The 25270-nt window shown below is 70.2% G+C and carries 25 protein-coding genes and 1 riboswitch; of the genes, 8 read left to right on the top strand and 17 right to left on the bottom strand.

The genetic code is table 11. The features are described 5' to 3' along the window. Window positions 1-13 precede the first annotated feature (13 nt). Window positions 14-1918 carry a BCCT family transporter gene (locus tag J1M36_RS08015; RefSeq protein WP_064846352.1) on the bottom strand — a complete coding sequence of 635 codons (1905 nt, stop codon included), beginning with the start codon at window positions 1916-1918 and terminating at the stop codon, window positions 14-16. Between the two features lie 278 nt (window positions 1919-2196). Between J1M36_RS08015 and J1M36_RS08010 the strand changes: the two genes are divergently transcribed. Next, the gene (locus tag J1M36_RS08010) at window positions 2197-2397 is read left to right on the top strand and encodes a DUF3073 domain-containing protein (protein WP_064846353.1); all 201 of its coding nucleotides are present in this window, start codon (window positions 2197-2199) and stop codon (window positions 2395-2397) included. A 120-nt stretch (window positions 2398-2517) separates the two neighbouring features. Here J1M36_RS08010 and purM read toward each other — a convergent pair whose 3' ends face one another. The 5 genes from purM to J1M36_RS07985 all read right to left on the bottom strand — a co-directional run bounded on the left by purM (window position 2518) and on the right by J1M36_RS07985 (window position 7057). Then, window positions 2518-3678 (bottom strand): phosphoribosylformylglycinamidine cyclo-ligase, encoded by a 1161-nt coding sequence (gene purM / locus J1M36_RS08005; protein ID WP_206479017.1) that lies wholly within the window; start codon window positions 3676-3678, stop codon window positions 2518-2520. Beyond that, a complete protein-coding gene (purF, locus tag J1M36_RS08000; RefSeq protein WP_206479016.1) occupies window positions 3675-5216 on the bottom strand; it encodes an amidophosphoribosyltransferase in 1542 nt (513 codons plus the stop codon). The genes purM and purF overlap by 4 nt, the downstream gene beginning before the upstream one ends. Window positions 5217-5228: 12 nt before the next feature. Next, complete coding sequence (locus tag J1M36_RS07995) at window positions 5229-5570, bottom strand: hypothetical protein (protein ID WP_098053801.1); 342 nt, start codon at window positions 5568-5570, stop codon at window positions 5229-5231. Between the two features lie 71 nt (window positions 5571-5641). After that, window positions 5642-6007 carry a sterol carrier family protein gene (locus J1M36_RS07990; RefSeq protein ID WP_064846357.1) on the bottom strand — a complete coding sequence of 122 codons (366 nt, stop codon included), beginning with the start codon at window positions 6005-6007 and terminating at the stop codon, window positions 5642-5644. Between the two features lie 48 nt (window positions 6008-6055). Beyond that, complete coding sequence (locus J1M36_RS07985; protein ID WP_098053735.1) at window positions 6056-7057, bottom strand: asparaginase; 1002 nt, start codon at window positions 7055-7057, stop codon at window positions 6056-6058. A 71-nt stretch (window positions 7058-7128) separates the two neighbouring features. Here J1M36_RS07985 and purD point away from each other — a divergent pair, with 71 nt between their 5' ends. Beyond that, window positions 7129-8496 carry a phosphoribosylamine--glycine ligase gene (purD, locus tag J1M36_RS07980; RefSeq protein WP_064846359.1) on the top strand — a complete coding sequence of 456 codons (1368 nt, stop codon included), beginning with the start codon at window positions 7129-7131 and terminating at the stop codon, window positions 8494-8496. Then, entirely contained in the window at window positions 8493-9464 is a 972-nt protein-coding gene (locus J1M36_RS07975; protein WP_064846360.1) for a phosphoribosylaminoimidazolesuccinocarboxamide synthase, read from the top strand. Before purD ends, J1M36_RS07975 begins: the two co-directional genes overlap by 4 nt. Window positions 9465-9560: 96 nt before the next feature. Here the strand turns inward: J1M36_RS07975 and J1M36_RS12785 are convergent, their stop codons facing one another. The 3 genes from J1M36_RS12785 to J1M36_RS07960 are packed head-to-tail and all read right to left on the bottom strand — an operon-like array spanning window position 9561 to window position 11271. Further along, window positions 9561-9899, bottom strand: coding sequence for an MGMT family protein (locus tag J1M36_RS12785; RefSeq protein ID WP_342358310.1), 339 nt, complete (start codon window positions 9897-9899; stop codon window positions 9561-9563). Then, on the bottom strand, window positions 9896-11026 hold the full coding sequence (locus J1M36_RS07965) for a sensor histidine kinase (RefSeq protein ID WP_064846362.1): 1131 nt from the start codon (window positions 11024-11026) through the stop codon (window positions 9896-9898). Before J1M36_RS07965 ends, J1M36_RS12785 begins: the two co-directional genes overlap by 4 nt. Window positions 11027-11076: 50 nt before the next feature. Beyond that, window positions 11077-11271 (bottom strand): hypothetical protein, encoded by a 195-nt coding sequence (locus J1M36_RS07960; RefSeq protein WP_064846363.1) that lies wholly within the window; start codon window positions 11269-11271, stop codon window positions 11077-11079. Between J1M36_RS07960 and J1M36_RS07955 the strand changes: the two genes are divergently transcribed. Further along, window positions 11270-12040: a response regulator transcription factor gene (locus tag J1M36_RS07955; RefSeq protein ID WP_312918301.1), complete on the top strand. Its 771-nt coding sequence runs from the start codon at window positions 11270-11272 to the stop codon at window positions 12038-12040. The two genes, J1M36_RS07960 and J1M36_RS07955, sit on opposite strands and share 2 nt — an antisense overlap. A gap of 483 nt (window positions 12041-12523) precedes the next feature. Here the strand turns inward: J1M36_RS07955 and J1M36_RS07950 are convergent, their stop codons facing one another. Further along, window positions 12524-13297, bottom strand: a complete 774-nt coding sequence (locus J1M36_RS07950; RefSeq protein ID WP_082943303.1) for a FadR/GntR family transcriptional regulator — start codon at window positions 13295-13297, stop codon at window positions 12524-12526. A gap of 174 nt (window positions 13298-13471) precedes the next feature. After that, window positions 13472-15142 (bottom strand): L-lactate permease, encoded by a 1671-nt coding sequence (locus J1M36_RS07945; protein ID WP_206479014.1) that lies wholly within the window; start codon window positions 15140-15142, stop codon window positions 13472-13474. Between the two features lie 308 nt (window positions 15143-15450). On the opposite strand from J1M36_RS07945, the gene J1M36_RS07940 reads away from it, so the two are divergent. From J1M36_RS07940 to J1M36_RS07930, 3 genes are read left to right on the top strand one after another with little or no spacing between them, the layout of a single operon-like run. Continuing rightward, the gene (locus J1M36_RS07940; RefSeq protein WP_064846365.1) at window positions 15451-16293 is read left to right on the top strand and encodes a (Fe-S)-binding protein; all 843 of its coding nucleotides are present in this window, start codon (window positions 15451-15453) and stop codon (window positions 16291-16293) included. Next, on the top strand, window positions 16290-18278 hold the full coding sequence (locus J1M36_RS07935) for a LutB/LldF family L-lactate oxidation iron-sulfur protein (RefSeq protein WP_206479013.1): 1989 nt from the start codon (window positions 16290-16292) through the stop codon (window positions 18276-18278). The genes J1M36_RS07940 and J1M36_RS07935 overlap by 4 nt, the downstream gene beginning before the upstream one ends. After that, the gene (locus tag J1M36_RS07930) at window positions 18275-18919 is read left to right on the top strand and encodes an LUD domain-containing protein (RefSeq protein ID WP_206479012.1); all 645 of its coding nucleotides are present in this window, start codon (window positions 18275-18277) and stop codon (window positions 18917-18919) included. Before J1M36_RS07935 ends, J1M36_RS07930 begins: the two co-directional genes overlap by 4 nt. A 232-nt stretch (window positions 18920-19151) precedes the next feature. Here the strand turns inward: J1M36_RS07930 and moeB are convergent, their stop codons facing one another. From moeB to thiO, 4 genes are all read right to left on the bottom strand, one after another. Further along, a complete protein-coding gene (moeB, locus tag J1M36_RS07925) occupies window positions 19152-20342 on the bottom strand; it encodes a molybdopterin-synthase adenylyltransferase MoeB (protein ID WP_206479011.1) in 1191 nt (396 codons plus the stop codon). After that, window positions 20339-21280, bottom strand: a complete 942-nt coding sequence (locus tag J1M36_RS07920) for a thiazole synthase (RefSeq protein WP_206479010.1) — start codon at window positions 21278-21280, stop codon at window positions 20339-20341. Before J1M36_RS07920 ends, moeB begins: the two co-directional genes overlap by 4 nt. Window positions 21281-21282: 2 nt before the next feature. After that, window positions 21283-21549: a sulfur carrier protein ThiS gene (gene thiS / locus J1M36_RS07915; protein ID WP_206479009.1), complete on the bottom strand. Its 267-nt coding sequence runs from the start codon at window positions 21547-21549 to the stop codon at window positions 21283-21285. Beyond that, window positions 21546-22832: a glycine oxidase ThiO gene (thiO, locus tag J1M36_RS07910; protein ID WP_206479008.1), complete on the bottom strand. Its 1287-nt coding sequence runs from the start codon at window positions 22830-22832 to the stop codon at window positions 21546-21548. The genes thiS and thiO overlap by 4 nt, the downstream gene beginning before the upstream one ends. Beyond that, window positions 22822-22946: riboswitch (TPP riboswitch) on the bottom strand. Its footprint overlaps the gene before it by 11 nt. 120 nt (window positions 22947-23066) lie before the next feature. Here thiO and thiE point away from each other — a divergent pair. Then, on the top strand, window positions 23067-23729 hold the full coding sequence (thiE, locus tag J1M36_RS07905) for a thiamine phosphate synthase (RefSeq protein WP_193518992.1): 663 nt from the start codon (window positions 23067-23069) through the stop codon (window positions 23727-23729). 165 nt (window positions 23730-23894) lie between these two features. On the opposite strand, the gene J1M36_RS07900 is transcribed toward thiE, so the two are convergent. Next, on the bottom strand, window positions 23895-24335 hold the full coding sequence (locus J1M36_RS07900) for a thiol-disulfide oxidoreductase DCC family protein (protein WP_231885551.1): 441 nt from the start codon (window positions 24333-24335) through the stop codon (window positions 23895-23897). Then, on the bottom strand, window positions 24308-25159 hold the full coding sequence (locus J1M36_RS07895; RefSeq protein WP_206479007.1) for a PhzF family phenazine biosynthesis protein: 852 nt from the start codon (window positions 25157-25159) through the stop codon (window positions 24308-24310). The genes J1M36_RS07900 and J1M36_RS07895 overlap by 28 nt, the downstream gene beginning before the upstream one ends. Window positions 25160-25270 lie beyond the last annotated feature (111 nt).

The following is a 25270-nucleotide window of genomic DNA, read 5'->3' as shown; positions in this document are numbered from 1 at the left end:
CCGCCCGAGGAGCCTAGTGCTGCTCGGGCGGTCGTCCGTTCCGGGGCGACCGCTCATCCACGGTGGGCCTCTCGCCCGCGGCCGGCTGATCGGCCACGGCCGGCCGCGCGTCCACGTAGGTGTCCTGACGGTAGTCGTACTCCACGGGCTGACCGTTCTCGTCGGTGCGCTGGTACCACGAACTCATGCGCTCCCCCGTGGAGTCCACGTCGTGACCGGCCGCGGCGGGGCCCTCCTGGTGGCGGACCTCCAGGGCGAAGTCGTCCCCGTGCTCGTCCATGCCCTGGCGTACCGCGTTGTCGAGCGCCGTGCGCGCGTAGTGGTGGCGCAGACTCATGGGATCGGTGGAGAGGTCCCGCAGGAACGCCGGGATCAGGGCCAGCAGGATCACCGCGAACGGCAGCGCCGCCACGGTCACGAGGTCCTGCAGACCCTGCAGGGCGTTCGCCCCGCCCACCGCGAGCATCACGGAGGACACCCCGGCCAGGGCCACACCCCAGAAGATGATGATCTTCCGGTCCGGTTCGGGCTTGCCCTGCTGGGACATGGACGCCATCACGAGCGTCGCGGAGTCCGCGGACGTAATGAAGAAGACGGCCAGCAGCACGATGATCGCAATGGGCGTGATCTGCGCGAACGGCAGGGCGTCCAGGACGCGGAAGAGCATGTCCTCGGGGGACGCGGCACCCGCGATGTCCACGCCGTCGCGCTGCAACCAGATGGCGGTGCCGCCGAAGACCGAGAACGCGAGCACACAGATCACGGTGGGTGCCAGCAGTACCACGCTCACATACTGGCGCAGGGTGCGCCCGCGGGAGATGCGGGCCACGAACACGCCCACGAACGGCGCCCACGAAACCCACCACGCCCAGTAGAACAGGGTCCATGAGCGCATGAATTCCTCGGCCTCCCTGCCCCAGGACGCGGAGAGGGACAGCATCTGGAACATCTCACCGAAGTACGTGCCCACGACCGAGGGGATGAAGTTCAGCAGGAACACGGTGGGGCCCGCCACGAACAGGAAGAACGCGACCACGGCCGCGAGCACCATGTTGAAGTTCGAGAGCCTGCGGATCCCCTTGGCCACGCCGGAGACCGCGGAGATCAGGAACACGCACGTGAGCACCGCGATGATCGCGATCAGCACCGCGTTGCCCACCTCACCGAGACCGGTGATGATCTGCAGACCGCGGCCGATCTGCAGCGTGCCCAATCCCAGGGAGGCGGAGGTCGCGAAGAGGATGCCCACGATCGCGAACATGTCGATGAGCCGCCCGCCTACGCTCAGGTGCGCGCGCTGGCCGAAGATCGCGGACATCAGCAGGGGCCGCCCACGGCGATAGCCCGCGTAGCCCACGGCCGCCCCCACGAGCGCGTAGATGGCCCACGCCTGCAGTCCCCAGTGGAAGATGGTCTGTGCGAGTGCGGAATGCATCGCGTGGTAGCTCTGCGCCGCGGCGCGTCCCGGGGGAGGGGTCATGTAGTACGTGACGGGTTCGTAGACACCGAAGAAGATGAGCCCCACGCCCATCCCCGCCGCGAAGAGCATGGCGATCCACGACCCCATGGAGTAGGCCGGTTCCTCGCCGTCCTTGCCCAGAGGGATCCGGCCGTAGCGTGAGAACCCCACGAAGAGCAGGAACAACAGCATCACGGCGGCCAACAAGGTGAAGACCCATCCGCCGTAGGTCACCACCGCGTCCAGCGCACCTTTGGACACCGTGGTGAGCGATTCGGTGGAGACCGCACCCCACACCACGAACCCCACGATCAGTGCTCCGGCGACCCCGAACGTGATCTTGTCCGTGCGGTAGCGCACCCGCTGCTCCTCCACCGAGACCCCGGGCACCAGGCCCGGGTGGGTGTCATGGGGATACGGACTCTCGGAGGGCGGGACCCTCCGCGGGGATGAACTCATGGCAAACCTGCTCTGGTGCGGGGAATGTGCGGACTGCGCCGCCGGGGCCGTTTCACTGTACCGGCCGGATTCGCCCCGCGAGTTTCCTCGAACCACGCCGTGAGGGCCCGGGATTCGCCCGGGATTCGCCCGGGGTGGACGCACGGCGTGCGGGTGCGCGAGAAGCGTACAAAACATGTACCCTGGACACACGAAAAACTGACAAGACACTCCGGGGCCGTACTGTGTGCTCAACACGGTACCGCCGATCGGACACGAGACGCAGAGGGGGTCACGCCATGGGGCGCGGCCGTCAAAAGGCGAAGGCGACACGACAGGCGCGGGAGATGAAGTACTTCAGCCCGCAGACCGACTATTCGGCGTTGCAGCGGGAGTTGCGCAGCAGCAAACCGTCCTCCCGAGCCATGGATCACGAGGAACGTCCCGAGGATGAGGACGACTACTCGACCTACGCGGAGAAGTACTCGGACTACGACTGATCCGCTCGCCGCGCCACCGCGGCGGCGTCGTCATCGTGACCAGCAGAGCAAGGAACCGCCCACACGAGCGTGTGGGCGGTTCCTTGCGTGTCCGTCGCGTGGCGGGCGCTCGGTGCACGTTCAGCGGGCGTAGTCACCCGTCATGAGCACGCCGCCGCCAGCCACGCCCTTGGCGCCCTGCACCCAGTCACTGCCGTGGCGGGAGGCGTCCGGGTCCACGGGACCCACGCGGCCCATGATCCAGGACGGCAGCCCGCGTTCGGTGAGGTGGGCCGCGGCGGCGTCGGCCACGGCGGGGTCCACGATCGCGACCATGCCCACGCCCAGGTTGAGCGTGCGCTCAAGGTCCGCCAGGGGCACCTGACCGAGCTGCGCCACGAGCTGGAACACGGGCGGCAGGGACCACGTGGAGCGCTCCACCGTGGCCTGCAGGTCCGCGGGCAGAACACGCGCCAGGTTGGCCGCGAGACCACCGCCGGTCACGTGGGAGAAGCCGCGCACGCCGTGGCCCGTGGTGCCGTCCGGACCGTTCACGGGGAACGCCCGCGCGAGGTCCAGGACGTCCGCCGCGTAGACGCGCGTGGGTTCGAGCAGTTCCTCGCCCAGGGTCCGGCCCAGTTCGCTGACCTGGCGGTCCAGCTGCCAACCGGCCACGTTGATGACCCGGCGCACCAGGGAGTACCCGTTGGAGTGCAGCCCGGAGGACGCCATGCCGATCACGACGTCCCCGTCACGCACGCGCTGCGGGCCGAGCAGTTCGTCCGCCTCGATCACGCCGGTGGCCGCACCGGCGACGTCGTACTCGTCCACGCCCAGCAGCCCGGGGTGCTCGGCGGTCTCTCCGCCCACGAGGGCGGTGCCCGCGGCCTCGCACGCCGCGGCGATGCCCCGCACGATGTCCGCGATGCGTTCCGGGACCACCTTGCCGGTCGCGATGTAGTCGGTCATGAACAGCGGCTTGGCGCCCACGACCACGATGTCGTCCACGACCATGCCCACGAGGTCCCACCCGATGGTGTCGTGGACGTCCAGGGACTGGGCGATCGCGACCTTGGTGCCCACGCCGTCCGTGGACGTGGCCAGGTAGGGCTTGCGGTAGCCGGTGAGCTCGGAGACGTCGAAGAGCCCGGCGAAGCCGCCCACGCCGCCCACCACGCCGGACGTGTGGGTCGCCTTCACGGCGGACTTCATGAGTTCGACGGCGCGGTCCCCGGCCTCGACGTCCACCCCCGCGCTCGCGTAGGTGACGGCTTCCGTGCCGTGGGCTCGGGACTGGCTCATGCGGTGGTCTCCTCGTGGGCGGTGTCGGTGCGCGGTGCTGGGTCCACGAGGTCCTCGGAAGGTTCCGCGTGGGCCCCGGGGGATTCCAGCACGGACTTGCCGAGCCGGTCCGCCTTGGGCAGGGCCGTGGGGTAATCACCCGAGAAGCACGCGGTGCACAGGGTGGAACGGGGGCGGGCGGTGGCCTCGATCATCCCCTCCTCGGAGATGTACCCCAGGGAATCGGCGCCCAGGGAGGCGCGGACGTCCTCCACGGCGAGCCCGTTGGCGATCAGCTCCGCGGGGGACGCGAAGTCGATGCCGTAGAAGCACGGCCACTTGATGGGCGGGGAGGAGATCCGCACGTGGATCTCCGCCGCCCCCGCTTCACGCAGCATGCGCACGAGGGCCCGCTGGGTGTTGCCGCGCACGATCGAGTCGTCCACGACCACCAGGCGCTTGCCCGCCACGATCGAACGCAGGGGGTTGAGCTTGAGCCGGATCCCGAGCTGACGGATGGTGTCCGAGGGCTCGATGAACGTGCGGCCCACGTAGGAGTTCTTCACGAGCCCGTGTCCGAACGGGATGCCCGAGGCCTCCGCGTATCCGATCGCGGCGGGGGTCCCGGACTCGGGGGTGGGCATCACGAGGTCCGCGTTCACGGCGTGCTCGCGCGCGAGTTGTCGGCCCATCTCCACGCGGGACTCGTACACGGAGCGCCCGGCGATCGTGGTGTCGGGGCGGGCCAGGTACACGTACTCGAACACGCACCCCGCGGGCTTCGCCTCCGCGAAACGGCGCGAACGCAGGCCGTTCTCGTCGATCGCGATGAACTCACCGGGTTCCACCTCGCGCACGAAGGAGGCGCCCACGATGTCCAGCGCAGCGGTCTCGGAGGCCACGACCCAGCCGCGTTCCAGTCGGCCCAGCACGAGGGGACGCACGCCCAGGGGATCGCGCGCGGCGTAGAGTGTGGCCTCGTCCATGAACGTGAGACAGAAGGACCCCACCAGTCGGGGCAGCAGCATCATGGCCGCCTCCTCGAGCGAGTTTAGGGGGTGCTCCGCGAGCAGCGCGGTGATCAACGCGGTGTCCGTGGTGTTGCCCCGGGCGATCTCACCGCGGGACGGGAACCCGGACTTGTCGAGCAGCAGGTCGTAGAGCTCGGCGGAATTGGTCAGGTTGCCGTTGTGCGCGAGCGCGAGCGTGCCGTGCGGGGTGGCACCCAGGGTGGGCTGGGCATTGGCCCAGTGGGACGCACCCGTGGTGGAGTAGCGCGCATGTCCCACGGCCAGGTACCCCTTGAGGGTGTTGAGCGTGGTCTCGTCGAAGACCTGGGACACGAGCCCCATGTCCTTGTAGACCGAGATCCGTTCCCCGTCGGACGTCGCGATGCCCGCGGACTCCTGCCCGCGGTGCTGCAGCGCGTACAGGCCGTAGTACGTCAGTTTGGCGACGTCCTCGCCCGGGGCCCACACGCCGAACACGCCGCACGCGTCCTGGGGGCCTTTTTCTCCGGGCAAGAGGTCGTGAGAGAGTTTTCCGTCAGCTCGAACCACGCAGACAGTGTCTCATGTGCCGGGGCGCTCGTCCGCCCCGTGAAGATCCTGGACCTCCGCGGTCACGTGCCGGGAGCGTTTGAGGGAGATCCGGTCCAGGACGAGTGCCACCACGGCGCCCACGGTCGCACCCACGATCAGGAACGTCATGAGGAAGAACCCGATGATGGCCCCGCGGGTGTAGGCGAGCGATCCGGGGCCCAGCGCCCCCACGAGCAGTCCCGCGATGGCCCCGACGGCCGCGCCCGTGATGAGGAACGCGATCATGTTGGGGGCGCGGCGCACCGTCATCCGTTCGGTGGCGGAACCGGGCTGCGGGGCGGGCGCGGGCGTCTCGGGATCGGCGGAACTCATGGTTTCCAGGTTATCGCGCATCCGGGCGTGCGCGGGCCACGCGATGTCGTCGGTGGGGCGTGGGTGGTGCCTCAGCCGAACAGCGGGAGCCACGCGCTGAGGTCGGTGCGCGTCCCGGACGCCGCGACGCTGCCCTCGCGGACGCTGTCGGTCCACCGTGCGCGTCCGGTCGCGAGCGCGAGCCACGTGGTGGCGTCGGTCTCCACCACGTTGGGTGGGGTGCCGCGCGTGTGGCGCGGACCGGGGACGCACTGGGTCACGCCGAAGGGCGGCACGCGCACCTCCACGGAATTGCCCTCCGCGCGACTCGCGAGTTCCTCGAGGCAGTAGCGCACCGCGGTGGCCGTGGTGCGGCGGTCGGCCTCGTCAGGGGATCGGCGCCAGCGCGCGAGCGCGAGGCTGCCGTCCGCCGGGTCGACCTTGCGTCGGATCGTCATGGCCCACCTCTGGGATCGTGGATCTCGGATTGAGGATCGGGGGGCCGGTCAGCCCAGGAGTTCCCGCAGCGGCTCGGCGAGCTCGATGGCACCCACGGGCCGCCCAGCCCCGGTGATCGGGTGCGTGACGCGTTCGAGGACGCGATCGGCGTCGGCCCGGGAAACGGCACCCGCGTGCGCGAGCAGCGTGAGGCCCACGAGTGAGTTGGCGCGCGAGGAACCGTCCAGCATCTTGATGGCCACGGACCACCCGGAACGGGTGCCCAACCCCAGCACGCCCTCCGCGCCGAGCTTGGTGATCACGTCCAGCTCCTCCATGATCACGGTGTTCGAACGCCCCGGGCCCTGGACGTACTCGGGGTAGTCGAGCATGGACGTGGCCACGGTCGCGGCGCGGGCGTCAGCCTGGACGTTGCGTGCGGCGCGCCCCAGCGTGGAGTACATGCGGGCGAGGCCGGTGAGGGTGATCGCCGTGAGCGGTGCACCGCAGCCGTCCACGCCCACGTGCTGGGCGCGCTCGCCGGAGAACTCCTCGATGGTCTCGATCACGAGCTGCTGCAGCGGGTGCTCGGGATTCAGGTAGGAGTCGATGGGCCACCCGTTGGTCACGCACGCGAGCAGGAACGCCGCGTGCTTGCCCGAACAGTTCATGCACATGCGGTTGCGGCCGCGTTCGGTGCGGATCAACCACGCGCGCGTGTCCTCGTCCTGGGGCCAGTCCGGCGGGCACTGCAGCGCCTCGGGGTCCAGCTCGGCCGCCTTGAGGATCGAGTTGACCGCGTCCAGGTGGTCGAACGTGGCGGTGTGCGACGCCGCCGCGATCGCCACCTGCTCGCCGCGCAGCGGGGCCCCGGCCTTCATCGCGGCGATCGCTTGGAACGGCTTGAGGGTCGAGCGCGGGAAGATCGCCTCGTCCGGAGCGCCCACGGAGAACGCCACGGATCCGTCAGGTGCCAGCACCACGGCGGATCCGCTGTGCCGGGACTCCACGAAGCCGCTGCGTTGCACCACGGCGAGTTCCACGGCCTGGTCCGAGCTGAAGGTCTGCATACCTTCCAGTATGGCAGCGTGGCCCGCGCAATCGTTGCCCGGGCGGGGGCTGTGGCCGATACGCTGAGCGCGTGAAGGTTTTGGTGGTGGGCCCAGGGGGCCGCGAACACGCGATGATCACGTCCCTGCTACGGGACCCGCACGTCAGCGAGGTGCACAGCGCACCCGGTAACCAGGGGATCGCCCAGGACGTCCCGGTACATCCCCTCAACGCGCAGGACCCGGAGGCCGTGGTCGCGCTGGCTCGGGAGTTGGACGCGGACCTCGTGGTCGTGGGACCGGAGGCACCGCTCGTCGCCGGTGTCGCGGACGCCCTCACTCGTGCGGGCATCCCCGTGTTCGGTCCGTCCGCACAGGCCGCGCGGATCGAGGGCTCCAAGGCGTTCGCCAAGGAGATCATGGCGGCGGCGGGTGTCCCCACCGCGCGATCGGTGGCCACGACGGATCTCGCGGACGTGCGGGCGGCCTTCGAGCGTTTCGGTGCGCCCTACGTGGTTAAGGACGACGGGTTGGCCGCGGGCAAGGGCGTGGTGGTCACGCCGGACCGGGACCGTGCCGAGGCCCACGCGCGCGAATGCCTGGACGCGGGCGGTGCCGTGGTCGTCGAGGAGTTCCTGGACGGCCCGGAAGTGTCCCTGTTCGTGCTCAGCGACGGCGAGAACGTGGTCCCACTGCAACCGGCCCAGGACTTCAAGCGCGTCCGCGACGGTGACCAGGGCCCCAACACGGGTGGCATGGGCGCCTACACGCCGCTCGAGTGGCTGCCCGAGGGGTTCACTGACGAGGTCGTGCGCCGCGTGGCCCGCCCCGTGATCGACGAACTGCGACGCCGCGGCACCCCCTTCGTGGGGGTGCTCTACTGCGGTCTCGCCGTGACCGAGCGCGGCATCCAGGTCATCGAGTTCAACGCGCGCTTCGGCGATCCCGAGACCCAGTCCGTCCTGGCGGTGCTCGAAACCCCGCTGGGCGAACTGCTGCTCGACGCCGCGCAGGGCCGGTTGTCCGAGCGCGAGGAGCTCCAGTGGGCCTCCGGCGCGTCCGTGACCATCGTGCTCGCGGCCCACAACTACCCGGGCGCCCCGCGCAAGGGGGACGTGATCACGGGGCTGGCCGAGGCCGCCCAGGACCCGGACACGTGGGTCATCCACGCCGGCACAGACCGCAACGCCGCCGGGGAGATCGTCTCGGCGGGCGGGCGTGTGCTCGCCGTCGTCTCCCGCGGGGCGGACCTGCGGGAAGCGCGCGAGCGTGGCTATCGTGGGATGGAGCGCATCACCCTTCCCGGATCGCACTACCGCACCGACATCGCACTGGCCGCGTCCGAGGGACGGATCACGGTCCCCGGGGGCCAACCGGGTCCCGGCACCACGGACGCCCCGGGCGGGACGCCGGGTCGCACCGGGGCGCCCACCGCGACCACAGCAGAGGAGCAGGCATGAGCGAGCACGGCATACCCCTCGAGATCCCGGGCTGGAAGCACGTCTACTCCGGCAAGGTCCGGGAACTCTACGTCCCGGACGAGTCCCGCCTCAGCGCCACGGGTGTGGCGATCCACGACGACGCCGAGTACCGCGCCGGTGCCGTGCTCGTGGTCGCGAGCGACCGGATCTCCGCGTTCGACCAGGTGCTGCCCACCACCATCCCGGACAAGGGCGTCATCCTCACCCAGTTGTCCCTGTGGTGGTTCCAGCAGTTGGACGGGATCGCGAACCACATCCTGACCACGGACGTTCACGAGTCCGTGCGCGGGCGCGCGGTCGTGTGCAAGAACCTGTCTATGTTTCCCGTGGAGAACATCGTGCGCGGGTATCTCACCGGCTCCGGGCTCAAGGACTACCGCGCCACCGGGTCGGTGTGCGGGATCGAGCTGCCGGAGGGCCTCGAGGACGGCGACCGGCTGGAGCAGCCCATCTTCACCCCCACGGGCAAGGCCGAACTGGGGGAGCACGACGAGCCCATCACATATCAGGAAATGGCGAACGTGGTGGGCAATTCCGTGGCGGACCGGTTGCGGGAGCTGTCCCTGAAGATTTACTCGAGCGCCGAGCGGATCGCCCGGGAGCGGGGGATCATCGTGGCGGACACCAAGGTGGAGTTCGGCCTGGACTCCTACCGCGGGGCCATCACCCTGGGGGACGAGGTGCTCACCCCGGACTCCTCACGGTTCTGGGACCTGGAGACCTACAAGCCGGGCCGCCCGCAACCGTCCTTCGACAAACAGTACGTGCGGGACTGGTTGCGCTCGGACGCCTCCGGGTGGGACGGCCAGGGCCCCGTGCCCGAGCTGCCCGAGGAGGTCGTGGCCAAGACGCGCGAGCGCTACGTGGAGGCGTACGAGCGGCTCACCGGTCGGGTGTTCGACGCCCGCGGCCCGTTCTTCGAGGTCGCCGGCCCGCCCGAGTACTGATCCGGCCGAGTACGGATCCTGCCCGGCGCTAGGCTGGCGGCAGCGCGGGTCCTACTTTGTCGAGACTGACGCGTCGGCGCGCTCACGCGCCGGTGCTCACCGGCCGTCCCAGCGCCCGGTGCGCATATCCACGTGGACCCAATGGGCGTCGGTCTCGCGCAGGGGCGTGCCCTCGCGTTCGTAGTGTTCCCGCGCAGTGATCTGCAGGTGGTCGGGCAGCGTGCCGTCCGCGCGCACCACACGCCACCACGGGACGTCCGTCCCGGCCAGGCCCATGGCCATGATCCGCGCCGCGAGCCGCGGGGTGCTCAACCACGCGAGTTCCGCCACGTCCCCGTAGCTGAGCACCGCGCCCGGTGGGATCGCGACGACGACGCCGCGCACGGCCTCGACCGCGTCCGTCCCGGTCCTCGGGGCGTCCGGGGTGTCACTCACGCGACCGGGATCCGCACGTCCAGGTGCCACACGGCATTGCGCGGACCGTACTCCACCTGACCGTTGAGCAGGGCGACCCGTTCCTGGATGCCGCGCAGCCCGAACGCGGAGGTCAGTTCCCTGCGCCCGGAGTCGGTGCCGGCACCCCGGCGGATCTGGTTCTCGGCGTGGACGTGCACGGCGCCGTCCCGGACGAACACCCGCAGGGCGCACCGGGAACCCGTGGGCGCGTACTTGATCATGTTGGTCGAGGCCTCCTGCAGCACCCGGGCCGCGGTGCCGCGGATGGACGTGGGGATCTCGTCCAGGCCGTCACCCAGTTCGAGCTCCGGCACGAGTGCGGCGCGTTCGAGGCTCGCCGCGAGTGCCCGGGCCACGCCGTACAGGGACCCCGTGGTGAGCCCGGAACTGCTGTCCCGCTCGTCCGGGGCGCCGGGGGAGTCCCGCAGGATGTGCAGCAGCGTGCGCAGCTCATGCAGCCCGGAGCGGGCGGCGGAGTCCATCATGTCGATCGTGCGGTGCAGTTCCCTGGGGTCCTGCTGCCGGTGGGACCCCGCAGCCTGCATGGTCACGAGGGTCAGTTCGTGCGCGACCACGTCGTGCAGGTCCCGGGCCAGGGCGAGCCGTTCCTGCTCCCGCAGCCGCTGGTGGGTGACCTCTAGAACCGCGAGGCGGCGGGTGTTGAGCCGGTACTGGGTCACGAAGAACCGCACGGCCGCACCGATCAGCGCGGACACACCCAGGGGGATGCCCACGGTCCACACGAAATCGGAATTGCGCAGCACCCCCGCGGACACGACTATCCACGTGGCGGTGACCGCGAGGTGGGCCAGCGCGGTCCCGCGGGAGAGCATCGCGAGCACCGCGACCATCACGACGCACCCGCACAACAGGGCCAGGGCGTAGTCGTGCAAGACCGTGGCCAACACGTACGACAGCGTGATGGCCACGGCGCTCGCGAGGGGCGACCATGCGAGCAGCGCCACGGCCCCGTAGCTCAGGACCAGGAAACTGCTCGAGAGCACGGCGGGTGCCGGGGGCATGAACGACCACGGCATGGACCGCAGGTCGTCGAGCAGTGCCACCGCGGCGAAGAGCACCACGACGACACGCAGCCAGCTCGGCATACCGCCGGATCGAGGGGCGGGGTCCACCCCGATAGCAGTACCCCCCGGGATCACCGGTTGGGGCAGAGAACGGGCCAGTAGTGGCAGATCACGTTCGTGGGGCCGCGCGGGACCGTGGGGGACGCGGCGTGCGCCGGCGCCGCGCTGAGGATGAGGGCTCCGCTCAGCAGGGCCGCGGTGGCGGTGCGCACCCAGCGTGTGCGAGTCGAAGTGGTGGTGGTCACGGGGGACGAGTGCTCAGTCATGCGCTCAGTTTATGATCAGGCCATGGATTTGTGCAGGCTTCTCTTGGTGGACGATCATCCGCTCATGCGTGACGCCCTCGCGAACCTGTTCCGCGCGGAGCCGGGTTTTGAGGTCGCGGGGGAGGCCTCGGACGGCGCGGAGGCCGTGGCCACGTGCCTGGAACTGCGCCCTGACGTGGTGCTCATGGACATCCGTATGCCGGGGATGGACGGGATCGAGGCCACCGGGGAGATCGTGCAGCGTTGCCCGGAGACCAAGGTGCTCGCGCTGACCACGTTCTCGACCCTCGAGTACGTGGTCCCCGCTCTGCGCGCGGGGGCCTCCGGGTACCTCGTCAAGGACGCCCGGCACGACGAGATCGTCTCCGCCGTGAGCCTGATCCGCGAGGACGAACTCGCGCTGTCCCCGTCCGTGGCCAGCTCGCTGGCCAACAACGTGCTGGGGGACGTCCCGGTGCCCTCCGTGCGCCGCGGTCACCTGCGCGCGGCGGCGGCCGGCGCCGTCGAACCCGCACCCCGGGGACCCCACCCGGACGCGCCCAAGCTCTCGCCGCGCGAACTCGAAACGCTCGAGTGGATCGCCAAGGGGCTCAACAACAATGAGATCGCCGAGCGCATGTCCGTCTCGCACGGCAGTGTGAAGGCCTACGTGTCCCATCTGTGCGAGAAACTCGCGGTGCGGGATCGGGTCCAGGTGCTGATCTCGGGCATCCAGTGGGGCCTCGTGCATCCCGAGCTGGACGACGAGCGGTACCCCCGCCTGACCTGATTCCCAGGTTACCTTCAGGTTCACGCTCGAAGACTGGCCGAATGGCCATGGTGGCGCGGGTCCCCGGTACGGCACAGTTAGTGGTGGACATCGGAAGAGATGTCCACCGCTCCACGGGGGTCGAGCGAGTGTACGGCGTACGGCCCCGAGTAGGAGCGGACCGCTGAACTCGCGACGGGGGTCCTCGTACCCCTTTGTGACAGAGCTCCGCGAGGCCTGGATCACCTCGCGTGCAGTTCCGAGGTCCTCCGTCGCGTCAGCGGGCCAGGGCGGATGCAAGCCTGACCCCGGCGCCTCCCGGCCAGGAGGCGCCGGGGTTTTTCCTTTGTCAGGGGAGTGCCGGGGAGTTTACGACGTGCGGGTCAACGGCGCCCCTTCATCGATCCGACGCCCGGGCCGGTCGTGGCCGGTCTCGGGACCGTTCGCTGCCGGGCCGTTCAGTCCCGTTCGGCTCGGTTTCTACCCGGCTCAGTCCCGTTCAGCTCAGTCCTGCCGGGCCCGGTCCTGTTCGGCGCGGTCGTGGTTGGCTCGGTCCTGGTCGGCCGTGCCGGTCGCGTCCGGCACGAAGCCGTAGAACCACATGATGTGCTCGCGCAGCAGGCGCGCGGTCAGGGCGCCGTCGCGTTCGGTGGTCGCGCGCAGGATCGCGCGATGCTGTTGCTGCAGGTGCGCGCGGATCTCCGGCCAGCCCGTGACCTTCGCGACCGTCTCCTGGACGTACCCGATCGTGGCTTCGCGCAGGGACGCCATGATCGTCTCGAGCACCACATTCCCGCTCAGGGATGCGAGGCGCACGTGGAACTGCGCGTCCAGCGCGTGGAACTCGGCGTCGCTCACCTCGGGGTCGTCCATGCGGTCGAGCAGTTCGCCGGCCTGCGCAAGGATCTCGTTCCGGTGCGGACCGGTCGACGACGCCGCCTCAAGACTCGCGTGGCTCTCCAGCAGCACGCGTGTGCCCACCACGTCCGCGACCGGCAAGGAACGGGTGGCAATGTGCATCCGCAGGGCCCAGCCGAGCGCCGCGGAGGGGTCCGAGATAACGGAGGCCCCGGACTGCGGGCCCGAGCCCGTGGCCGTCCGTACGAGCCCCATGGCCGCGAGGATCCGCACGGCCTCCCGTACCGACGCCCGGGAGATGCCGAAGTCCTCGGCGAGCGCGCGTTCGGCGGGGAGCTTGTCGCCCACGTGCAGCCCGCCCGTGCGCAACTGGTGTTCGAGCCAGTCCAGCACAAGGGTGTAGGCGGGGGTGGTGCTCATTGATTCCTCTCGGGGCGGGTCCGTGGTCCGTTGCGGCGAGGTGCCGCCGGACCGGGCTCCTCACTGTGCCCACAGGGTTGCGGGTGCCATGGCGTGCTGAGCCCCATGGTGCTCGGCGTCCCCGGGGTGCCCGCAGCTCCGCGGCGCCCGGACGGTCTGGTATCTCAGGAGTGCTCAGGCGGCGGGCAGCATCCATGCGAGCACGTTGGACTGCAGGAACACCAGGCAGCACAGCGCCAGCAGCATGCCCAGGGACCACGGGACCACGGAGCGGAAGATCTGAGACTCCTTGCCCTGCATGCCCACCGCTGAGGACGCGATGGCCAGTGACTGCGGCGAGATCATCTTGCCCACCACACCGCCGGACGTATTCGCGGCGGTCATCAGGTGCGGGTCCAGCCCAGACCCCAGGGCCGCGGTCTTCTGCAGGTTGGCGAACAGTGCGTTGGCGGACGTGTCCGAACCGGTGACCGCGGTGCCCACCCAGCCCAGCACGGGGGAGAAGAACGCGAACGCCGCGCCAAGACCGGCCACGAACGTGCCGATCGCCAGGGTCTGGCCGGAGAAGTTCATCACGTAGGCCAGTGCCAGCACGGACATGATGGTCAGGGCGGAGAAACGCATCTTCCAGAAGCTGCGTCCGATTTCGGCAAGGGCATCCGCGATCGAGAGTCGGAACATCCCGTGGTGGTTGAACAGGGCATAGATCACGGCCACCAGCAGGCCGGTGATGAGCAGCAGCGTGCCGGGGCTGGAGAGCCACTGGAAAGAGTAGACCGTGCCCGAGATGGCTTCGCCCTTGGCATTGAGCAGGTGCCCGTTCAGACCGGGCCATGGGATCTTGACGTCCGTGGACGCCAGCGCCTTGGGCACATTGACCCCGGCGGTCCAGAGCTTGGCGACGCCGAAGACGGCCACCACCAGCAGGTAGGGCAGCACTGCCATCCACACGCGCCCGGCCGTGAGCACCGCAGCATCCTCCGGGCGGGAGACGCCCAGGTCCGCGCGCACGGCCTCGGCGCCCTTGGGACGCCAGAAGCGCATGAGGATCACCACACCGGCGAGCCCGGCGAGGGACGCCACCACGTCGGTGAGCTCGTACGAGAAGTGCGTGGCGCACCACCACTGGGCGATCGCGAAGCTGCCGCCCACCACGAGGGCGGCGGGCCAGGCCTGCTTGAGACCGCGGGCGCCGTCGACGATCAGCAGCAGGAAGAAGGGGACCACGAACGCGAAGAACGGGGCCTGGTGACCCACCACGGCACCGATGTGGGCCGGGTCGAGGTCCGTGAGTGTGCCCGCGGTGGTGATGGGGATCGCGATCGCGCCGAAGGCCACGGGGGCGGTGTTGGCGATCAGCACCAGCGTGGCCGTCTTGAGAGGCTTGAGCCCAAGGGCCAGGATCATCGTGGCGGTGATCGCCACGGGGGCGCCGAAGCCTGCGAGAGCCTCGAGCAGACCGCCGAAGCAGAACGCGATGAGCATGGCCTGGATGCGCAGGTCACCGCCCCCGATGGTGTCGAAGATGGTGCGCAGGTCCTCGAAACGCCCGGAGAGCACGGTCACCTGGTAGAACCACAGGGCCATGACCACGATCCACACGATCGGGAACAGTCCGTAGACGGCGCCCTGGGTGGCGGTCAGTGCGGCGAGGTGCGCTGGCATGCCGAAGCCCAGGGTGGCCACCAGCAGGGCCACGGCGAGGGACGTGAGACCCGCTACGTAGGCGCTGGTCTTGAAGGCCAGCAGCATCACGAAGAAGGTCAGCAGGGGCAGGCAGCCGACCAGGGCGGACAGCCCGACGCTGCCTCCCACGGCGTCGGTCGCGGCGGTAAAGGTATTCACGCGTTCTCCAAGGGGTGGGGCCGGATCGGAACCGTGGTTCCCGGATCGAGAGTGTGGTCTCGGCGGGGCGGTGTGCACCACGTCCGGGCAAGTCGTACGATGAGTGGTCAGACCACATTGGTCCTACCGCACAGCGTACATGATGCAGGTCACATGGTGAACACCTCGCGCCCCGCCGTGGGGAGCCCGCGCGCGGCCTTTCATGCCTGTCCCATGCCACGCCGTACGTTGTTGTGACCGGGCTCACGGGCGTAGCCTGGTATGACCGCAGAGTATGGACCGGGGCAGACGGTTAGGAGACCACACACATGAAAATCGCGCTCTTCGCCACATGCATTGTGGATGCCATGTATCCCAAGGTGGCGCTGGCCACCGTGCGGATCCTCGAGCGGCTGGGACACGAGGTCGTGTTTCCCCAGGGGCAGGGCTGCTGTTCCCAGATGCACGTCAACAGCGGGTACTTCCAGGACGCTGTGCCGGTGATCCGCAACCACGTGCGCGCGTTCACCAGCGCGGACTACGACGTCGCCGTGGCCCCCTCCGGCTCCTGTGTGGCCTCCCTGGGGCACCAGCAGCCGATGGTTGCGCGCCAGTGCGGCGAGGACGCCCTGGCCGAGGATGCCGCCATGGTGGCCAAGAACACCTACGAGCTCTCCGAGCTGCTCGTGGACGTGCTGGGCGTGACGGACGCCGCCGAGCAGCTCGGCTCCTGGTTCCCGCACCCGGTGACCTACCACCCCTCGTGCCACGGCATGCGCCTGCTGGGACTCGGGGATCGCCAGAAGGACCTCGTGCGCTCCGTAGCGGACATCGAGTTCCATGAGCTACCCGACGCCGAGGAGTGCTGCGGCTTCGGCGGCACGTTCTCCTTCAAGAATCCGGACGTCTCCGGTGCCATGGCGGACGCCAAGCTCAACAACATCCGCAGCTCGGGCGCCTCGCTGTGCACCGGCGGGGATGCCTCGTGCCTGCTGCACCTGGGCGGAGCCGCGTCCAAGCGGAACGTGGACGTCCAGACCGTCCACTTCGCGGAAATCCTCGCCTCAACCCGGGCCAACCCGCTGCAGGTAGAGGGCCCCGTTGAACTGTCCATCTCCCAACCCGGCCGTCGCACGGCGAGCCCGGTCACCACTGCAGGAGCAACTCGATGAGCGTCACGTCCCTCGGCATGCCCGCCGTGCGTCCCGTGCACGGGCAGGGCAACCTGCACGCGCAGGTCGCCTTCCCCAAGGCCGCCAAGAAGGAGCTGCAGAACAAGCAGATGCGCGCCAACATCCGGCACGCCACCCACACCATCCGCGCCAAGCGCGCTGGCGTGGTGGGGGAAGTCCCTGACTGGAGCGAGCTGCGCGACGCCGGCTCCGCCATCAAGGAGACCGTGATGGCGGAGCTGCCCGAGCTGCTCGAGCTGTTCGAGGCGAACGTGACGGCGCGCGGCGGCGTCGTCCACTGGGCCCGGGACGCGGACGAGGCGAACGCCATCGTGACCCGTCTGGTCCAGGAGCAGGACACCACGGACGTGATCAAGGTGAAGTCCATGGCCACCCAGGAGATCGGGCTGGACGAGCACCTCTCCGAGCACGGGATCACCGCCACGGAGACGGACCTCGCCGAGCTCATCGTGCAGCTGGGGCGGGACAAGCCCTCCCACATCCTGGTGCCCGCGATCCACAAGAACCGCGAGGAGATCCGCGAGATCTTCAGCCGCGAGATGCCCGGCGTCACCGAGGAGCTCACGAGCGAGCCCCGAGTGCTCGCGGAGGCCGCGCGGCAGCACCTGCGGGAGAAGTTCCTCACCTCCAAGGTGGCCATCAGCGGCGCGAACTTCGGCATCGCGGAGACTGGCACCCTGTCCGTGGTGGAGTCCGAGGGCAACGGGCGCATGTGCCTGACCCTGCCCGAGACCCTGATCACCGTGATGGGCATCGAGAAACTGTTGCCCACCTACCAGGACCTCGAGGTGTTCTTCCAGCTCTTGCCGCGCTCCTCCACTGGCGAACGCATGAACCCGTACACCTCCCTGTGGACCGGCGTGACGCCCGGGGACGGCCCCAAGAACTTCCACGTGGTGCTCCTGGACAACGGGCGCTCCGCGGTGCTCGCGGACCCGCAGGGTCGCTCCGCACTGCACTGCATCCGGTGTTCCGCGTGCCTGAACGTGTGCCCCGTGTACGAGCACGCGGGCGGGCACTCCTACGGCTCCACCTACCCCGGTCCCATCGGGGCGATCCTCTCGCCGCAGCTCACGGGCATCACGTCCGAGAAGAATGCCTCCCTGCCGTACGCGTCCTCCCTGTGCGGGGCGTGCTACCAGGTGTGTCCCGTGAAGATCAACATCCCCGAGATCCTCGTGCATCTGCGGGACGAGGACATCCGCGCCCAGCACGGGAAACGCCCGGACCACGCCCACCCTGCACCGGTCTCCAAGGACCCCGCGGTGGGCGGGGACGACAACTGGCGCGAGGAGAAGTCCCTGACCGCGGACGAGGGCCGGGGTGGGCAGGACACTGCCCCCCAGAAGGGCACCCTCCAGGAGCTCGGTTCTCGGGCGCGTCGCGCAGGACGCCGCATCCGAGGAGCCGTGCCTTCCCGCGGTGTGCCCACGCAGATGGACGCCATGATGAAGGGCGCTTCCTTCGTGATGTCCTCTGGTCAGCGGATGTCCTTGGCGGAGCGCGGGCTACCCATGGGCCGTGTCATCGCCGGCCGCGACCGCGCCATCGGTTGGCTGCCCGGCATGGTGGGCGGCTGGACCGCCGAGCGCGACATCCCCGAGCCCCCCAAGGAGTCCTTCCGCAACTGGTGGAAGAAGCACGAGGGGGAGACCGGGGAACGACTCGAGCGCGACGGCGTCACTGCAGCGCCGGGAACCGAGCGCACCGGTGCGGGGCTTGCGGAGGACCACCCGGCGTCGTCCGTCGAGGTGGCAACCCCCCAGGGCTCGCACGGCGAGTCCAAGGCAGCCCGGACCGAGGAGACCGCGGCCGGCACCGGCCAGGACGCCGCCACCCCGGGTGCCGGCGCGGATGCCGTGGCCGGGGCGTACAGTGCTGCCACGGGCGACCCCCACGAGGACAACATCGCACCCCGCAACGGCCACGCAGGCCGCGGGAACCAGGACGGAGAGCCGGCATGAGCGCCGACGCCAAGACCGAAATCCTCGAGCGGCTCAACGGTGCGCTCGCGGACCACCCGCGGGCACCCCGCGTGCCCCACGACTACCGGCACACCTCGGACCTCGGGCGGGACGAGATCATCGACATGCTCGAGGACCGGTTGCTGGATTACAAGGCCAACGTCTACAGGGAGACCGCGCAGACCGTGGCGCAGCGCGTCGCCACCCAGCTTGGGACCTCCGCGCGCTACGTGATCCCCGAGGGCCTCGACACCGCGTGGTTGCCTGAGGAGACCGCCGCGCGCCGGGCCATCGTGGACCCCAATGACGGTCGCAAGGCCTCCGCGCTGACCGTGCGGGACCTCAACCAGGTGGACGCCGTGGTGACCTCCTCCACGGTCTCGTGCGCGCAGACGGGCACCATCTTCCTGTCCGGGCGCCCGGACGAGGGTCGGCGCGCCATCACCCTGGTGCCGGACCACCACATCTGCATCGTGCCGCTGGACTCCGTGGTGGAGCTCATCCCGGAGGCCATGGCCCGCGTGGAGCCCACTGCGCCCACCACCATGATCTCGGGGCCCTCGGCCACCTCGGACATCGAGCTCGAACGCGTGGAGGGTGTCCACGGTCCGCGCACGCTGGACGTGATCCTGCTGGGTTGAGGCCGCGCGGTCCTGTCCCGCATACTTCGAGAAAGGTCCCCGTCGCCCGCGTTACCGCGGTGACGGGGACCTTCGCGTTCACACGTTGCTCACCAGCAGCGATCGCTCACGAGGAGCTGCCGCGCGCTACAAGCGATCAGTCAGTCCAACGGCTATCCACCACGAACCGCTGGACCTCATGGTGACACACGCGCGGAAACCGCTCCTTGAGGAGGAGCTGTGATCGAACGGGTCAGTAGCGCGGCAGCGCCGGGTCCACCCGGTCGATCCACGCGAGCACCCCGCCGTCCAGGTGCTTCACGGTGTCCTCCCGCAGGGCGTAGTCCCTGCGCAGTGCCGCGAGGGCCTGGGCGGAACGGGCACCGGCCTTGCAGTGCAGGATCACGGTGCCCTCCGCCTCATCCGGAAGAGCCGTGACACCCCGGTCCAGGACGTCCTGCAGCGGCACGTGCACGGATCCGGGGATGGCCACGAGATTGCGCTCCCAGTCCTCGCGCACGTCCACGAGCGTGAAGGACGTCTCCCCGAGGGACCGGGCGGTCAGTAGCTCGGCCAGCTCCGGGGCGGTGACGGTCTCGTGGGGGGCGGGAGCGGCGTCGTCGTCGGAGGGCAGACCGCACGCGAGCGCCACCCGCGAGAGATCCGTGACGGGTGGGCGGTGCGGGTCCGGCAGGACCGTGAGCTCGCGCCACGTCTGGGCCAGGGCGTCGTGGATGAGGACCCTGCCGAGCAGGGGACGGCCAATGCCCGTGATGAGTTTGAGCGCCTCGGTGACCATGACCGAGCCGATCGTGGCCGGGAGCATGCCCAGCACACCGCCCTCGGCGCACGAGGGGACCTGGCCCGGCGCGGGCGCTTCCGGGAACAGGTCGCGGTACACGGGGCCGTGACCGGACCAGAACACGGAGACCTGGCCGTCGAAACGCAGGATGGAGCCCCACACCACGGGGATGCCGGTGAGTTCGGCGGCGTCCGAGACCAGGAAGCGTGTGCCGAAGTTGTCCGCGCCGTCCATGATCAGGTCGTAGCCGGAGAAGATCTCCAGGGCGTTGTCGGTGCTCAGCCGCTCGGGATGGCGGTGCACGGTGACCAGGGGGTTGAGCCGGGCCACGGCATCCGCGGCGGAATCGACTTTGGGCCGGCCGATGTCGGCCATCCCATGGACCACCTGGCGTTGCAGGTTGGACACGGATACGACGTCGTCGTCGACCACGCCGATGGTCCCCACCCCGGCGGCCGCGAGGTACTGCAGCGCGGGAGCGCCGAGCCCGCCCGCGCCGATCACCAGGACGCGTGCGTTCTTGAGCCGACGCTGCCCCGTCTCGCCCAGTTGCGGCAACGTGAGGTGGCGTGAATAGCGTTCGAGTTCCTCGCGACTCAGATCGGAGGCGGGGGCCACGAGGGGTGGTAGCGGGGTGCTCATGAAACCTGCGATTCCAGCTGTGGGGTGGTGGATGAAGGCGCGGGCCAGTCCCCGCGGGGCGCGTCGGCGGTGTCGATGCGCCCGGCCATGGGCGAGGACGCCACGGCGTGCGTGCGCCGCGCGATCCGCCCCGCGCCGCGGGCCAGGTGCCCCGCGAGCACGGCGTGCTTCATGGCACTCGCCATGGCCACGGGATCCTGCGCGCGGGTCACGGCGGACGCGAGCAGGACGGCGTCGCACCCGAGTTCCATGGCCAGGGCCGCCTCGGACGCCGTGCCGATCCCGGCATCCAGCACCACGGGCACGGACGCGCGGGACGCGATGAGTTCGATGTTGTGCGGGTTGAGGATCCCCAGACCCGTGCCGATGGGAGCACCGAGGGGCATCACGGCCACGGCCCCGGCGTCCTCGAGCCGCAGCGCGAGCACGGGGTCGTCGGACGTGTACGCGAAGACCTTGAAACCGCGCCGAGCGAGTTTCTCGGTCGCGTCCAGCAGCTCCACACCGTCCGGGAGCAGGGTGTCCTCGTCCGCGATGATTTCGAGCTTGACCCAGTCCGTCTCCAGCGCCTCGCGCCCCAGTTCAGCGGTCAGCAGGGCGTCCCGCGCGGTGTAGCACCCCGCGGTGTTGGGCAGCACCCGGATGTCGTTGCGGCGCAGCAGCCCGTACAGGCTGTCCTGCGGTGTCCCGGTCGACGACGCCGCTGCGCCACCTCCCGCGCGACCGCTCGCCCGGTTCGCCGTGCCGGATGCTTGCGCACCCGCTGACGAGGCGGGGCCGGGCGCGAAGCGGCGCAGGGCCACCGTGGTCAGTTCCGTCCCGGAGGCCAGCAGGGCCCGTTCGAGCATTGCGAAATCGGTGAGGCCCCCGGTGCCCATGATCAGCCGGGACGAGAGCTCCACCCCAGCCACGGTCAGGGGGGTTCCGTGCGTGGTCATGTTCAGCCTCCCTGCACCGCGGTGACGATCTCCACGGATTGACCCGCTTCCACGGGGGTCGTGGCCCACAGGGAGCGGGGGATCACGGCGTCGTCCACCGCCACGGCAATCCCCAGGGGATGGCCGTCCGCGGCGGTGCCCTCGGGTGTGATCTCGCGGCCCGTGAGGTCGACGACGGCGCTCGCGACCGTCAACCCCGGGGTCACCGCCACGGGGGAGCCGTTCACGATGGCCGTGGAGGAATTGTCTGTGGTCTCGGGCGCGATCATTCGAGTCCTCCATGCATCTGGGGATAGCTCTCGGGTGTGGTGAACGGGGCCTCGGGGGCGGGGTTCGAGTGCCGGGCCGGGTCGGTGTCGGCGAGGAACGCGGCGTCGGACCCGTGGTCCGCGAGCGGGTCCAGGACGCCGGTCACGAGCTCCGCCGCGAGCCGGGACGCCACGGGGGTCAGCAGGATGCCGTGACGGAAGTGACCCGTGCTGATCACGAGCCCGGCCACCGAGGTCTTCCCCACGTACGGCAGGTCGTCGGAGGTTCCCGGGCGGGCGCGGGCCATCATCTCCAGGACGTCGCAGTCGTCGATCGCGGGGACCACGGTGCGCGCGTCCCGCAGCAGTTGGTGCACGCCACCGGCGAGCACGGATTCGCGCCCGTCCTCGCGGCTCGTGGCGCCCAGCACCAGGGTGCGGTCCTCGCGGGGGACCATGTACACGGGTCGACCCAGGACCTGGGCGCGCACCGTGCGCGTGAGCAAATGCGATTCCCCGGGGGCCAGGGCGGTCTCGGGAACCCGCAACCGCAGGATGTCCCCGAACACCGGGCGCAATCTGAGGTCGAGTCCCTCGGGCAGCCCGCCCATGGTGTTGGCGGTCAGCCCGGTGGCCACGACCACGGCGTCCGCGGGGATCATCTCACCGGAGTCCACCTGCACGCCCGTGGCCTGCCGGGGTTCCCTGCGGGAGGTCAGCACGGTGTCCACGCGGGAGGTCAGCCACTGCGCCGGTCCGGCGTCGGGGACATCCCCGATGGTGGTCAGCTGCGGGCAGTTCAGGGTCTCCACCAGGGCGGCCGCGAGCATCCGGGGGTCCACCTGGCGGTCGGAGACGATCCGTACCGCACCGCTCAACCGCGGCGCAAGAGCCGGTTCCAGGTGCCGGGCCTCCCGCGTGGAGATCTCCTGCACGTCCATCCCGGAGGCGATCTGGTGTGAGGCGAGGTCGGAGAGGGATTGGGCGTCCGCGGCATCGGCGGCCACCACGAGCGTCTCCTCGGTGCGGTAGCCCGTGGGCAGGCCCGTGGCCGCGGTGACGCGCTCCACGAAGTCCGGGTACTCCGCGGCGGAGGCCCGCATGAGGGGGTAGAGGCGTTCCTGGCCGTATTGGGTCTCGGCGATCGGTGCGAGCATGCCCGCGGCCGCGCGGGTGGCGCCCCACGCCGGGCGGGGATCGACGACGGTCACGGCGGCCCCGCGGCGTCGTAGTTCGAAGGCCGTGGCCAGGCCCACGAGACCAGCTCCGGCCACGACCACGTGGTCACCGAGGTGCTCGGGCATTGTTCCTCCCTCCGGCGGCATGATCCGCATCAGGTGATCCGGTCGGCGGCTCACGCCCTCTCAGCCCGCTGCGGTGGTTGTTGCCAACGTGTGCGGACTCCCGTGGAGTTCGTCGAACGGCGACGAACGGCCCTGCCAGTCTAATCACCCCTAGCTGTGGAACGCAGGGGGACTTCGCGGCGGGCTGATCGGGCGAGGTGTCCGCGGGCGCGCGGTTCGTGCCACGATGGCCGCATGGGACACACGAGCCAGACGGGTACCGGGCGCCGCGCCGCCCTCGAGAACGCGCGACTGTACGTGTGCGTCACGGCGCGCCACGAGCGCGGTGACCTGCGCGAATTTCTGCACGCCGCGTACGAGGGCGGGGTGGACATCATCCAGTTGCGGGACAAATCCCTCGAGGCCGCCGCGGAGATCGAGGCCATCGAGGTACTTGCCGACGTCGCCCGTGAGCACGGCGCACTCTTCGCCGTCAACGATCGTGCGGACGTCGCGCTGCTCACCGGCGCGGACGTGTTCCACGTGGGCCAGGGCGATCTCACCACCGCGCAGGCTCGGCGGGTCCTGGGGGACGACGTGGTGATCGGGCGGTCCTGTCACTCCCCGGCCCAGGTGGACGCCGCCGTGGCCGACGCCGGGCTCGACTACTTCTGCACAGGGCCCGTGTGGGAGACCCCCACCAAGCCGGGTCGCGCGGCCGTGGGGCTCGAGCTGCCGCGCTACGCCGCTCAGCAGGCGGGGGACAAGCCCTTCTTCGCGATCGGTGGGGTCGACACCGCGCGGTTGCCGTCCGTGCTCGACACGGGTGCCTCGCGCATCGTGGTCGTGCGGGCCGTGACCGATGCGGAGGACGTCACCGCGGCGGCGCGGGCGCTGCGGGACACGCTGCCCGGGTGAGCCCCGATCTTTGAACGCGGTGGAGCGGCGGCGCCGCGGTGGGATGGCACCGCTCGGGTGGCGACGTGTTCGGTGGGGTGGTGCGCGTCGGGGCGGAGTCATGGCGCCGCAGTGTCTTGCCGTCGCGCGGGTGGCACGGCTCGCTCGGTACGCGGAGCGGAACCGTTACGGGGTCCCGCACCGCCCGGGGTGCTGCTGGCACCACGGGGTGACACCGGGGAACTTCCCCCGGTGATCGGCCACCCACCGGTACACGCGGTCCTGGACCCACCGCACGGGCGGTAATCGGTAGAACGGCTCGAACACCCGGATGCCCAGGGCGGTGTCCAGGGTCACGGCCACCGCGTGCGCCCCCGAGGATCGCTCACCGGAACGGGATAGGACGGCCCACACCGACGCGTTGCCCTCCGCATTCGTCAGTCCGAACCGCTCCAGTACGCCGGGGACCTGGTAGGCGTGCAGGGCGATCCGGTCATGGCGGTCCAGTGTCCGGGCCCATCCCACGCAGCGCGTGCAGAACCCGCAGTTGCCGTCGAAGACCAGGTGCAGGGACGCGCCCTGCTCGGTGCCCCGGGGGTTCACAGCAGCACCGTCCCGTCGATGCACGCGGTGCAGTGTCCGCCCACGAACACGTGGTCCCCGTCCGACGTCACGGTCACGAGGCCGCTGCGTCCCATGAGGGTGCCCTGTCGGGCGATGTAGTTCGCGGGCGCCCGGTCCGTACGGATGAGCCACTGGGCCAGGCTCGCGTTGAGGCTTCCCGTGACGGGGTCCTCGTACCCGCCGGTGCCACCCACGAAGGCGCGGACCTCGAACTGGTGCGGGCTGCTCTGCGGGTGGGGACCCACCACGCCGATCTTGGCGCCGTGGAGAGCGGGAAGGTCGGGCTCGATCGCCAGGACGTCCTCGGCGCCAGCCAGAAGCAGCGCGGCCCAGCCGGGGCCGTTGTCAACCCACTGATGGGCGACGACCTGCTCGTCCCGCAGGCCCAGGGCCGCGGTTACGCCCCCGAGCAATTCCGGGCCCAGGTCTCCCGTGCGGTCGGTGGGTGGGGCCTCGAAGGTCAGTGCGCCGTCGTCGGACGGGCGGATCCGCACGAGGCCCGCGGCGCATTGCTGGACGATGACGTCCTTGGCACGCGCGGTGTTGCCCGCGGTGAGCCATGCGTGGGCCGAGCCCAGGGTGGGGTGACCGGCGAACGGCAGTTCACGGTCCGGGGTCCAGATGCGCAGCCGGTAGTCGGCGTCCGGGTCCGTGGGTGGGAGCACGAACGTGGTCTCGGACAGGTTGGTCCAGCGCGCGAAGCGGGCCATGGCGTCGTCGGTGAGATCGGTGCCATCCAGGATGACCGCCACCGGGTTGCCCAGATAGGGCTCCCGGGAGAAGACGTCGACCTGGGTGAACGGGCGCGGACGAGGTATTGGGCTCATGGGGTGATTCCATCACGATGCGCCGACGGGGTGTCATCTCGCGCCCGGGCCTCACACGGCGCGGCCAGAGACAACATGTCCGGCGCACACGCGTGCCGGACGGGCGTCCGG

The organism is Kocuria sp. KRD140 (assembly GCF_017168375.1).
GTDB lineage: Bacteria > Actinomycetota > Actinomycetes > Actinomycetales > Micrococcaceae > Kocuria > Kocuria marina.
Note: the sequence above shows the minus strand (reverse complement) of the source record. Positions and strands in the feature narration are given on the sequence as shown.